The following is a 12,125-nucleotide window of genomic DNA, read 5'->3' as shown; positions in this document are numbered from 1 at the left end:
TGTTAACGTTTTGTGCGGTGCACAATAAAGCTTGACCTCTTGCTGCACCTGCGATATATGATAACCAAGTTACCGAGGCGCCCTGGAGGTTGAGGCCGGTCGCCACGGATATTGAGTGCCAACAAAACCAAACCGGAGTTCTGCTATGGAAACGGGCGAAGACACCATCAAGAATACCGTCGAGCGCATGTCGCTGGCCGGCAACCAGGCTTTCAAGGATTCGATCGAGAAGACCCTTGGCGCTCTGAACGAAGTTAACTCGCTGTCGAAGGGCAATGTCGAAGCCGTCGTCGAATCGCTGACCGCCGCCACCAAGGGCGCGGAAACGATCGGCGCGCAGACTGTCGCCTTCGCGAAGAAGAACTGGGAAGAAGCCGTCACCGCCGGCAAGACCCTCCAGGGCGCCAAGAGCGTCCAGGAAGTCCTCGAGCTCCAGTCGCGCTACGCCAAGTCGTCGATGGAATCCTATGTCGCTGAAATGAACCAGCTGACCGAGACCCTGTCGACCTCGTTCAAGGACACCTTCAAGCCGATCAACGCGCGCATGACCGCCGCCGTCGAGAAGTTCCAGTCCTACCGTTAAGATTGGGCCGCTAATCCGGTTCGACACTTGAATTGAAAAGCCCCGGACGGAAACGTCCGGGGCTTTTTATTGGCCTAAAGCGAGCTTGATTACCATCGCGACCGCCCCCACAGTCGCCACGCCCGCCAGCCACAGCCCGGCAAACCACATAAGCTTCTTTGTCATCAGTGATAGCCCTCGTTCGGGTCGATCTTGCCGCGGAACACCCAGTAGGCGTAGGCGGTATAGGCAAGGATCACCGGGATGAGCACGGCCGCACCGACCAGCAGGAAGCCCAGCGACTTGTCCGGCCCGGCCGCCTGCTGGAAGGTCAGGGCGCCCGGAACAATGTACGGGAAGAAGCTGATACCTATGCCGGCATAGCTGAGGACAAACAGCCCAAGCGCCGCCAGGAAGGGCTGCAGGTGCTTGCCGGTTTTCAGGCCATGCCACAGCAGGAAGGCGCAGATCGCCAGCAGCAGCGGCACGAAGGCCGAGAAGAAGGCGGTTGGCCAGCCGAACCAGCGCTCGAAATAGAGCCGGTTGATAAACGGCGTCCACAGGCTGACCACGCCGATGAGCACCAACGTCCCGACGGCGGTGATCAGCGCCCATTTGCGCGCCTTCACCTGGACGTCGCCCAGCGTCTTCAGGTTAAGCCAGGTCGCGCCCAGCAAGGTATAGCCGACGACAACTGCAACGCCTGTCGTCAGGCTGAAAGGCGTCAGCCAGTCCCACCAGCCACCGGCATAGGCGCGGTCTTCGATACGGATGCCCTGGATCAGTGCCCCCAGGGCGATGCCCTGTGTGAAGGCGGCGACTGCGGAACCCAGCATGAAACCCATGTCCCAGACCGGGCGCCAGCGCTCGGTCCGCCAGCGGAATTCGAAGGCCACGCCCCGGAAAACCAGCGCCAGCAACATGGCGATGATCGGGGCATACAGGGCCGGCATGACTGTGGCGTAGGCGAGGGGGAAGACGGCCAGAAGCCCGCCGCCGCCCAGCACCAGCCAGGTTTCGTTACCGTCCCACACGGGTGCTACCGAATTGGTCATCACATCGCGGTCGTGCCTGTTGGGGAAGACGGCGAACAGGATGCCAACGCCGAGGTCAAAGCCGTCGAGCACGACGTAGGCCAGGACGGCAAAGGCGATCAGGCCTGCCCAGATGGTGGGAAGATCAAAGGCCATCGTGGTTCTCCGGGTGCGATCCTTCGCCCTGGGCCGGGCCGGGCGCGATGCCGCTGGCGCGAATCGGGCCCTTTTCCAGTTCGTGGACTGGCGTGTCGGTGTCGCGCGGCGTCGTGCCCATCAGGCGAAAGATGTAAAACGTGCCGGCGCCGAAGACGAAGAAGTAGACGACGACAAAGGCGATCAGCGAAGCCGCGGCCGCCGGGGCATCGATATTCGACAGGCTGTCCGATCGCCTGAGCAGGCCGTAGACCGTATAGGGTTGGCGGCCGACCTCTGTGGTCACCCAACCCGCCAGGACGGCGATAAATCCGGCTGGACCGGCAAACACGGCGGCCTTGTGCAGCCAGCGATCGCTGAACAGCGTCTTGCGGTAACGCGCCCACAGCGACCAGAGCCCGACCGCCAGCATCAGCAGCCCCAGCCCCACCATTATGCGGAAGGCGAAGAAGGGAATAAGCGCTGGCGGGCGGTCCTCACGCTTCCATTCCTTCAGGCCCTTGATTTCGGCGTCCGGATCGTGGGCCAGGATGAGCGAGCCCAGTTTCGGCACCTCGACCGCATAGTGCGTTTTTTCTGCATTGTCGTCGGGGATGCCGAACAGAATCAGCGGAGCGCCCTTGTGCGTCTCGTAGTGACCTTCCATCGCCGCGATCTTGGCGGGTTGATGCTCCAGCGTGTTCAGCCCGTGCAGGTCGCCGACAAAGATCTGAACCGGCGTGACGATCGCCGCCATCCACATGGCCATCGAGAACATGATGCGCGCCTGGCGATTCTCCTTATCGCGCAGCAGATGGCAGGCGCCGACACCACCGACCGCAAACGCCGTCGTCAGATAGGCGGCAATGACAGTGTGGGTAAGGCGGTAGGGGAAGGACGGATTGAAGATGATCTCGACCCAGCTCTTCGGCTGGAACAGGCCTTCCGGCGTCAGGACGTGGCCCTGTGGCGTCTGCATCCAGCTGTTGGCCGCCAGGATCCAGAAGGCTGACATCAATGTGCCGGCCGCCACCATGCAGGTCGCGAAGAAGTGCAGCTTAGGGCCAACCCGCTTCAGGCCGAACAGCATGATCCCTAAGAAGCCGGCTTCGAGGAAGAAGGCGGTCAGGACTTCGTAGCCCATGAGCGGGCCTATCACGGCGCCGGCCTTGTCCGAGAACGCGCCCCAGTTGGTGCCGAACTGGTAGCTCATGACGATGCCGGACACGACGCCCATGCCGAAGGTCACGGCAAAGATCGTCTTCCAGAAATTGAAGAGGCGCAGGTAAACCGCGTCCTTCTTCCACAGGAACAGGCCGTTGAGCACGGCCAGATACGAGGCCAGGCCGATGGTAAAGGCGGGAAACAGGAAGTGAAACGAAACGGTGAAGGCGAACTGGATGCGCGCCAGCATTTCGGCGGTAAGATCGAGATCGGGCATATGCTTGGCTCCCCGTATGGGACGCGGTTTGCGAATTATAGGGCAAAAATAGCCACGCGGAAGGCTTTATGCGTTGTGGCGGCATGCCGCGCGGCCGCTTGCCGCAGGGATGCCGCGATTGCGATCGACAGTTCGTCACCCTTCTGTCACGTCTCATAAAAAACTGTGATCACCCGGATTGGCGATTTCCTATTTGCAGCGTCCCGGTTTGGGCTATCTTGTACTTCGCATGCAGCGGCCTATCTATAGGATCACCCCGGGACGCCGGGTCATTAGATGGCCGAAAAGGTAAGATGAGGTTTCGATTGTTGCGCGCTTGGCTATCTGAAGACTTAAACGAAGACACCTATTTGGGCATTACGGCAGCGGACAAGGGATCGACCCGTCCGGCCGGCGCACCACTGGCTGTGGTTGAGGCCAAGCCGAAGCCCCAAAAGCCGTCTCTTTATCGTGTGCTCATCCTCAATGATGACTACACGCCCATGGAATTTGTCGTCTATGTCCTGGAGCGCTTCTTCAACAAGTCGCGCGAGGACGCGACGCGGGTGATGCTGCACGTCCATCAGACGGGTGTGGGCGTATGCGGTGTGTACACCTATGAGGTCGCCGAAACGAAGGTGGCGCAAGTGGTGGATATGGCCCGTCGCCATCAGCACCCTCTCCAATGTACCATGGAGAAAGACTGATGATGGCGACAAAACAAGGATGCCGCCATCAGCACCCTCTCCAGTGCACCATGGAGAAAGACTGATGGGGGTAAAGGGTTAACTATAATTGCGCCGGAGAGCGCGTTTGTTAATTCTTGAGTCAGGAAATAGGGCGGATGATGAGGGCTATCGTGAAGTTTGGGTTCAGGTCGGGTTCAGTTTGAACGAGGTAAAACGTCCTAAACCGTAAGTTAGAGTTTTTGCCGTATACAGTACCGTAGGCTTGAGGTTTAGGAGGTCGTCATGCCATCATTTTCCAGCGCATTAGAAGAGACCCTGCATCGCGCAGTCGGTCACGCCAATGCCCATCATCATGAGTACGCCACTCTTGAGCACCTCCTGCTGGCGCTGATCGACGATGTCGATGCCGCCGCCGTCATGAGCGCCTGTAATGTGGATCTGTCCAAGCTGCGGACCGCGCTTGACGCCTATATCGAAACAGACCTGAAATCGCTGGTCGAGCCGTCCTCGGAAGAGGCCAAGCCGACCGCCGGCTTCCAGCGCGTCATCCAACGTGCCGTCATCCACGTCCAGTCTTCGGGCCGTGACGAAGTGACCGGTGCCAACGTCCTGGTCGCTATCTTCTCCGAACGCGAATCGCACGCCGCCTTCTTCCTGCAGGAGCAGGAAATGACGCGCTACGACGCGGTCAACTACATCGCGCACGGCATCGCCAAGAAGCCCGGCGCCTCTGAGCCGCGTCCCGTTCGTGGCGCGACCGACGAAGGCAACACGCCGTCTGGCGGTGGCAATTCCGAGGAAAAGGGTGGCAAGGCCGGTTCGACCGACGCTCTGGCCGCCTACTGCGTCGACCTCAACGAAAAGTCGCGTCACGGCAAGGTTGACCCCTTGATCGGCCGCGGTCCCGAAGTCGAGCGCGCCATTCAGATCCTGTGCCGCCGTACCAAGAACAACCCGCTGCTGGTCGGTGATCCGGGCGTCGGCAAGACCGCCATCGCCGAAGGTCTGGCCAAAAAGATCGTCGAAGGCGATGTTCCGGAAGTCCTGGCCGGCGCCACCATCTACTCGCTCGACATGGGCACGCTGCTGGCAGGCACCCGCTATCGCGGTGACTTCGAAGAGCGCGTCAAGCAGGTCGTCAAGGAACTGGAAGCGCACCCCAATGCCGTCCTGTTCATCGACGAAATCCATACGGTCATCGGCGCCGGCGCCACGTCAGGCGGGGCGATGGATGCCTCCAACCTGCTGAAGCCGGCCCTGGCCGCGGGCACGTTGCGCTGCATGGGCTCCACCACCTACAAGGAGTACCGCCAGCACTTCGAAAAAGACCGCGCTCTGGTCCGCCGCTTCCAGAAGATCGATGTCAATGAGCCGACGCTCGACGACACCATCAAGATCCTGAAGGGTCTCAAGCCTTACTATGAGACCTTCCACCACCTGAAGTACACCGACGCCGCCATCAAGACCGCCGTCGAGCTGGCGGCGCGGTATATCACCGACCGCAAGCTGCCGGACAAGGCGATCGACGTGATCGACGAAGCCGGTGCGCTGCAGATGGTCCTGCCGGAATCGAAGCGTAAGAAGATCATCGGGCCCAAGGAGATCGAATATGTCATCTCCAAGATCGCCCGTGTCCCGTCCAAGTCGGTGTCGCGCGACGACACCCAGTCGCTGCGTGATCTGAAGACCGACCTGCAACAGGTTGTCTTCGGCCAGGACGAAGCCATCGACCAGCTCTCGACCGCCATCAAGCTGTCGCGGGCCGGCCTGCGCGATCCGCAAAAGCCGATTGGCTGCTACCTGTTCTCCGGCCCGACCGGCGTCGGCAAGACCGAAGTCGCCAAGCAATTGGCGGTGACCCTCGGGATCGACCTGCTGCGCTTCGACATGTCGGAATACATGGAACGCCACACGGTTTCGCGTCTCATCGGCGCGCCTCCGGGCTATGTCGGCCACGACCAGGGCGGCCTGTTGACCGACGCCGTCGATCAACAACCGCACGCGATCGTCCTGCTCGACGAAATCGAAAAGGCGCACCAGGATATCTACAACATCCTGCTGCAGGTCATGGACCATGGCCAGCTGACGGATGCGGTGGGCAAGAAGGTCGACTTCCGCAATGTCGTTCTGATCCTGACGACCAATGCCGGGGCTTCGGACAACCAGAAGAACTCGATCGGCTTTGGCCGTGAAAAGGTCTCTGGCGAAGACGAACAGGCGATCAAGCGTCTGTTCACCCCGGAGTTCCGCAACCGCCTGGACGCCATCGTGACGTTCAAGCAACTGAAGCCGGAAGTCATCTCGAAGGTCGTCGAGAAGTTCATCCTGCAGCTGGAAATGCAGCTGGCCGACCGTCATATCTCGATCGAGCTGACCGAGGATGCGGGTAAGTGGCTGGCGGAAAACGGCTACGATGAACTGTATGGCGCCCGTCCTCTGGCGCGTGTCATCCAGGAAAACATCAAGAAGCCGCTGGCCGACGAAATCCTCTTCGGCAAGCTGGTCAAGGGCGGCCATATCCTGGTCAAGCTGGTCGACGGCAAGATCGCCTTCGACATCACGCCCTCGAGCAAGGGCCGCGTTGACAACGCCGGCTCCAAGACCGAAGCCGTTGATTAAGATTGCAGGGGACATGGTCCCCTGCACCCCGTACGCTGACGGTGCAGATTGAAGCGCCGGCGGCTTAAGATATACAAATGAAAATCCCCAAGGCTTCAGGGCCTTGGGGATTTTCATTTGTGCAGCCTGGGCTGCGATATTTCAGTCTTCACTACCAAAGTATCGAGGTGGAGGAGGCTGGTGCTCTTAATCACGGCTACAGAAGAGGATAAAGGTGAGCTTCTGAGCAGGTATCCGTTTCTTCTTCGGGCAGTACGAGCTTTCCAGCAAATTCAAGCGCCCGCCACTTCGCCGGTTTGAGCGCAACCTTCATGTCTTCAAATAGTGCCTCGACGCAAACTGAGTGATTGTCGATCAGGTGCCATGCGCCTTTCTTTTCCATAAGAAGGCTTGCGACGCGGTATCTTTCCCGAACGCTACGTATATCTGCGTCCAGAACAATGACATCCTCACGGCCGTCATGATCAAGATCTGTGATAAGGAGCTTGCATTGCCGGGCAGCAGTGAAACAAGGCGGAAGGACTTTGAAATCCGGTCTGTAGGCCTTACCCCGCTCTTCCAGCTCCATCCGGATAGGGGCTCCGCCTGCGCGTGGCAACACGATTGACCGGGACAGAATGGCCGCCTTGAGGGACAGGGGCAGGGGTTTAGAAGACGGCAAAAGTGGATAGGTTTCGATAGCCTTGATATTGCGGGCCGCCAGATCGTGCTCTTTGGTTGGGACTTCGGTGGATTGCGATGAGAAACACTTTCCGCTGAAGAAATTGACGGCGTGTCCGTCGATCCAGAGCATATCGAGTTTTTGGTCGGACGGCCTCATCTTGCCGTCGGTCAGAGACTGTTCAACTTCGCACGGGTAATATTTCGCGACGAGCGTCCATTCATCGTCTGTCCGTCCGAAGACATCCCAAGCCACCTCATATACGGGATTGGCATAAAAGCGCGTGTAGGTCCCTGCATATCGCCACTCGACAATCACTTCCGGCTTTCCGTCGCCGGTGATGTCCGCCATGCGCAAGGTGCAGTTGGCCGGTTCGAGGTCGCAGGCACGAAAGCGTTGATCGCGCCAGAAGCTGGCCGGGATGGATTGGCCGGTGTCAGGAGCTTGCGGGAGCTTCCGGGCGTCCTGTGGCATGACGAGATCTTTGAAAGTGGTTTCCTTCTCCTGCGTGGTATCGCCAATCAGATGTCCGCCTTCAAAGACGTGGCCAGCTTCGAACCATTGATTTTGGACGGCGACGGAAACCTGTGCGGTCTTTGGATCGCTGTTGCGTTCAATCCAGCGCAAAGCCTTGGTTCCGTAGTCTGCGGAACGCAGCTTGAGATAGCCCCAGTCGGCGGACTTGACGTCTACAAGTCCGAGGTGAATGGCGAGCGCATAGATCGGTGCGCATACCGGCCCGAGGCGCGCGGCGGGAACGAAAAAAGCTGTTGTAAGATAGATGATCGCCAGCGCGACGACGGCGCCGATGCCACGTATGGCGTATTTCATTCCCACCCCCTGTTTGCGCAAAGGCTATCACAGGAGGCGGGGATTACAAAATATCAGCCTACCACTGCGTCGGCTTGGGATTTCGATCATTGTAACCCGTCTGGTGCCAGTACGGGTAGGGCGGGGCTTTGCGGCTGACGGCATCGAGGCGCGCGACCTGATCCGCCGTCAGGTTCCAGCCGACGGCGCCGAGGTTCTGGATCAGCTGCGCTTCGTTGCGAGCGCCGACAACGACATTGGACACGGTCGGGCGTTGCAGCAGCCAGTTGAGCGCCACCTGCGGGATCGTCTTGCCGGTTTCGCCCGCGATCTCTTCCAGCACATCGACGACATTGTAGAGGGTTTCGTCATCGACTGCGGGGCCACCCCCTTCGCCGCCCGAGGCAATGCGGCCTTCGCTTGGCACCTGGCCACGCTTGATCTTGCCGGTCAGGCGCCCCCATCCCAGCGGCGACCAAACCATGGTGCCGACGCCCTGGTCCTGGGCCAGCGGCATCAGCTCCCATTCGTAGTCGCGGCCGATCAATGAGTAATAGCCCTGATAGGCGACATAGCGCGCCAGGCCGTATTTTTCGGAGGTCGCCAGTGCCTTCATCAGGTGCCAGCCGGAGAAATTGGAAACACCGATATAGCGGACCTTACCCGAGGTGATCAGCGTATCGAGCGTATGCAACACTTCATCGACAGGTGTCAGCGCATCGAAACCGTGCATGAAGTAGAGGTCGATATGGTCGGTGCCGAGGCGCTTCAAACTGGCTTCGGCCGAACGGATCAGGTGGTAGCGCGAAGAGCCCTTGTCGTTGGGGCCATCGCCCATAGTGAAGCTGGCCTTGGTCGAGATCAGCGCGTTGTCGCGCCGGCCTTTCAGCGCCGCGCCCAGGATTTCCTCGGAGGCGCCGCGTGAATAGACGTCGGCTGTATCGAAGAAGTTGATGCCGTGGTCGAGGCAGATATCGACAAGCCGGGTCGCCTCGGCGACGTCGGCATTGCCCCACTTCTCAAAGAAATCGCCCTTGCCGCCGAAGGTGCCGGTGCCGTAGCTGAGGACGGGGACTTTTAGGCCAGACCGGCCAAGCTGACGATATTCCACGGGAGGCTCCATCGGTTGATTGCGCTTTGTATTTGGGAAGGCAATTTCCAGGGTGCAAAGGACTGGCGAGTATTTCCACGGCGCGATAACGCTTTCCTGTTGATAATTTCTGCGTCTGCATCATGATGGATATGCAACCGAGGGGAGTGTCATGGCGAAATCGACCACTAAGCGTGCCTTTCCGTTCATTCTGACGGCTTTCTGCCTGTTATGGATTATGCGCGCCTTGTTTCCTGACTTCTTCATCGGCCTGGGCGAAGGTTTCACTGACGGCCTCCGCTAGCCTTACAATCGTAACCGGATCACCTACATAAGCGGCATAACTTTCATCAGGTGCCGCCATGATCCCGTTTTCCATCCTCGACCTGTCGCAGATTTCCGAAGGCGGTACGGTATCCGATGCCTTGGCCAATTCGGCGCGGATGGCGCAGACGGCGGAAGCGCACGGCTATGACCGTTACTGGCTGGCCGAGCACCACGGCATGCCGGCCATTGCCTCGGCGGCGACCTCGATCGTCATCGCCCATGTCGGCCAGGCGACAAAGACGATCCGCATCGGCTCTGGCGGCATCATGCTGCCCAACCATTCGCCCCTGGTGATCGCCGAGCAGTTCGGCACACTTGAGGCGCTGTTTCCCGGCCGGGTGGACCTGGGGCTGGGGCGTGCGCCTGGCACTGACATGATGACCGCGCGAGCGCTCCGCCGGAACATGGGAGATGGCGTCGACAGCTTCCCGCAGGATATTCTGGAACTTCAGGCCTATTTCGGTGCACCCGACGACAACCAGCGCATTCTGGCCGTGCCTGGCATGAATGCCAATGTGCCGATCTGGCTTCTGGGCTCATCGCTCTACAGCGCGCAACTGGCGGCGCAGCTTGGCCTGCCTTACGCCTTTGCCTCGCACTTCGCGCCGGAGCTTCTGTTCGATGCGCTTCACATCTATCGCAGCAATTTCAGGCCGTCCGAGGCGTTGAAAAAGCCGCACACCATGGTCGGTGTCATGGGCGTGGCGGCCGACACGGACGCCGAGGCCGAGTTCCTCTATACCTCGATGCAACAGTCCTTCGCCAATCTGCGCCGCAATGTCCGCGTGCCGTTTCCGAAGCCAAGTTACGATGCCGTCGCCGATCTGAAGCCGGAAGAGACGGCGATGATCGATCATATGCTACGCTACGCCATGGTTGGCTCGACAGCGACGATTTCAAAGCGCCTGGGTAACTTCCTCAATCAGACCGAAGCCGATGAACTGATCGTCTCCGTGCCGATCCACGACATCGCCGCCCGGCTGAAGTCCGTCGAGTTGTTCGCTCAGGTGCGCGACGGCATGAAGCTGGCGGCCTGACTAATTTGCCGACTTCATATCAAACATCCGCTCTACGCGGGCGTCACCGACCTTCAGGTCGTCGAACTCAGGTTGCTGCGTTGCAAGCTTACCAGCTTTGAAATCGGCTGCCTGCGTATCCGACAGGATTAGTGTTCCAGCCTTCTCCCAGGCGAGCGCTTCGCGCGTAAAGACGGTCACCTGAGTCTCGTCAAGGACGAGCATTTCGGGCTTGCCATCGCGTGACAGGTCGATCAGCGCTACGAAGCACGACGGGGTTGCTGTCATTTCTGTCGCGCAGTCAGGCAGGGTGTACAGACGGAACCGTTGAGCAAAGAACTCCTGCGGTACGGCCACGCCTTGGGGGAAGACGACCGTGAATTGCTTGGGGGACGGCGTTTTTAGTGCGGTGTCCGCAGGGGCGGAGTTGTAACGGTCGTCGGCCTTAAGTTGGCTGGCCGTCAGCGCCGCGGCGCGGATGGCTTCGGTCTTGCCGGTCGTGGCCAGCGTTTTCAGCGCATCGCGGCCATAGGCGCCGGTATTGAAACGCAGGAGTTGCCAGTCGAACTGATCGGTAGTGACCTTGCCGGATTGGACACGCGCCACCTGGCTTTCGACGCTCAGACGGTTCGGATCGGCGACCGGCGTCAGCACCGCCAGAAGCAGTACGGCCTTGATAAAGGCCAGGCCGATATTGATCGGCTCCAGCAGGTTCAGCCAGCGGTCCTTCGGCCAGACGGCGGCAATCGTATAGCCAATACCATAGATGACGGCGACAATGACGCCAACGCCGGCCAGGACGCGTTCGGGCGTCAGGCCATATTGCCCGACACGGAGGGCGAGGCTGAAGGCGGCCAGTACCGAAAAGACCAGCATCAAGCCGCAGGCCAGCCGTGCCGACCACTTCATGATGGTGTGAACCGGCCGTTCTTCATCGCCTTGCTGATAGGCGGCGTTGATCAGCAGGACGAGCGCCACGCAGGCGGCGAGCAGCGACGCTGTCGCGGCCTTGGTCTTCCACAGCGGCTCAAGTCCGCTGACGCACAATGAGGCGGCAAAGACGACGCCTATCAGGGAGATGACCGGCAGGAGCCACGACAGGACGCCGAGGACGAGGGCGCGGAAGCCGGCCATAAGCTTGGGCTGGACGTCACCGAGATGCACAGCTGCGGCAAAGGCGAGGCCCGTCATCGGCCACGCGAAGTACGACTCGCTCAGCAGGTCTTTCAGCCAGTTGAAGCCTATAAAGCCGAGCAGCGCCGCTCCCAGCCACAGTATGGCCCAGAACAGTGCGGTGAACAGGATCGACAGAGCCAGTTGCACACCGCGCTTCCACGCTTCGTCGAAATAGGTCGGATAGGGCGCGATGATTTTCCGCGCTTGGTCGCCGCTGCTGACCAGTTCGTGCATGATGAACAGGAAGGGGTAGATCAGGAAGCTGCTCTGGCTGAAGAAGGCGGCGTAAGTGGCGTCGCCGGCAGCGTGGCTCCAACTGATAAAGGCGATAAGCGCCAGGGCGGCCACGCCCCACACGGTCAGGCTCAGGCGGCGCATGGCGCCGGCGCCGGCCCAGAAGATGAAGGCGCCTAGGCCAAGCGTGGAGGTGGCGGCGATGCGCCAGGTTTCGGGATGCCAGTTTTCCATCCGCGCAGCGCCGGGCTGATCGGTAAGCCAGGCAAGCCCGAGGCCGAAGACAAGACCTACCGCCAGCCTGAAGATGAAGGCCTGTTGCGGTGTAAATGTGCTGTTGGCCGGCATGTCA

The 12,125-nt window shown here is 60.1% G+C and carries 10 protein-coding genes; 5 read left to right on the top strand and 5 right to left on the bottom strand.

Annotated elements, in window-relative coordinates; translation table 11 throughout:
* Positions 1 to 145 precede the first annotated feature (145 nt).
* Complete coding sequence (locus AC1DON_RS18650) at positions 146 to 583, top strand: phasin family protein (RefSeq protein ID WP_476936318.1); 438 nt, start codon at positions 146 to 148, stop codon at positions 581 to 583.
* A 164-nt stretch (positions 584 to 747) separates the two neighbouring features.
* Here the strand turns inward: AC1DON_RS18650 and cydB are convergent, their stop codons facing one another.
* Positions 748 to 1,752, bottom strand: coding sequence for a cytochrome d ubiquinol oxidase subunit II (gene cydB, locus AC1DON_RS18645; RefSeq protein WP_476936317.1), 1,005 nt, complete (start codon positions 1,750 to 1,752; stop codon positions 748 to 750).
* The gene (locus tag AC1DON_RS18640; protein ID WP_476936316.1) at positions 1,742 to 3,172 is read right to left on the bottom strand and encodes a cytochrome ubiquinol oxidase subunit I; all 1,431 of its coding nucleotides are present in this window, start codon (positions 3,170 to 3,172) and stop codon (positions 1,742 to 1,744) included. Before AC1DON_RS18640 ends, cydB begins: the two co-directional genes overlap by 11 nt.
* 356 nt (positions 3,173 to 3,528) lie before the next feature.
* Between AC1DON_RS18640 and clpS the strand changes: the two genes are divergently transcribed.
* Both clpS and clpA read left to right on the top strand, forming a co-directional pair.
* Positions 3,529 to 3,858: an ATP-dependent Clp protease adapter ClpS gene (gene clpS, locus AC1DON_RS18635; RefSeq protein ID WP_476936468.1), complete on the top strand. Its 330-nt coding sequence runs from the start codon at positions 3,529 to 3,531 to the stop codon at positions 3,856 to 3,858.
* A 264-nt stretch (positions 3,859 to 4,122) separates the two neighbouring features.
* Entirely contained in the window at positions 4,123 to 6,459 is a 2,337-nt protein-coding gene (clpA, locus tag AC1DON_RS18630; protein WP_476936315.1) for an ATP-dependent Clp protease ATP-binding subunit ClpA, read from the top strand.
* 196 nt (positions 6,460 to 6,655) lie between these two features.
* On the opposite strand, the gene AC1DON_RS18625 is transcribed toward clpA, so the two are convergent.
* Both AC1DON_RS18625 and AC1DON_RS18620 read right to left on the bottom strand, forming a co-directional pair.
* The gene (locus AC1DON_RS18625; RefSeq protein ID WP_476936314.1) at positions 6,656 to 7,951 is read right to left on the bottom strand and encodes a hypothetical protein; all 1,296 of its coding nucleotides are present in this window, start codon (positions 7,949 to 7,951) and stop codon (positions 6,656 to 6,658) included.
* A 58-nt stretch (positions 7,952 to 8,009) separates the two neighbouring features.
* A complete protein-coding gene (locus AC1DON_RS18620; RefSeq protein WP_476936313.1) occupies positions 8,010 to 9,041 on the bottom strand; it encodes an aldo/keto reductase in 1,032 nt (343 codons plus the stop codon).
* A 151-nt stretch (positions 9,042 to 9,192) separates the two neighbouring features.
* On the opposite strand from AC1DON_RS18620, the gene AC1DON_RS18615 reads away from it, so the two are divergent.
* Together AC1DON_RS18615 and AC1DON_RS18610 are read left to right on the top strand one after the other, a co-directional pair.
* Complete coding sequence (locus tag AC1DON_RS18615) at positions 9,193 to 9,324, top strand: hypothetical protein (protein ID WP_476936312.1); 132 nt, start codon at positions 9,193 to 9,195, stop codon at positions 9,322 to 9,324.
* 58 nt (positions 9,325 to 9,382) lie between these two features.
* Positions 9,383 to 10,384 (top strand): LLM class flavin-dependent oxidoreductase, encoded by a 1,002-nt coding sequence (locus AC1DON_RS18610; protein WP_476936311.1) that lies wholly within the window; start codon positions 9,383 to 9,385, stop codon positions 10,382 to 10,384.
* Here the strand turns inward: AC1DON_RS18610 and AC1DON_RS18605 are convergent, their stop codons facing one another.
* Positions 10,385 to 12,121 carry a DUF4153 domain-containing protein gene (locus tag AC1DON_RS18605; protein ID WP_476936310.1) on the bottom strand — a complete coding sequence of 579 codons (1,737 nt, stop codon included), beginning with the start codon at positions 12,119 to 12,121 and terminating at the stop codon, positions 10,385 to 10,387. It abuts the gene before it with no gap.
* Positions 12,122 to 12,125: the final 4 nt, after the last annotated feature.

The sequence above is a fragment of the Asticcacaulis sp. P4_H10 genome, from assembly GCF_056400965.1.
This window is presented reverse-complemented; position numbering and strand designations above follow the sequence as displayed.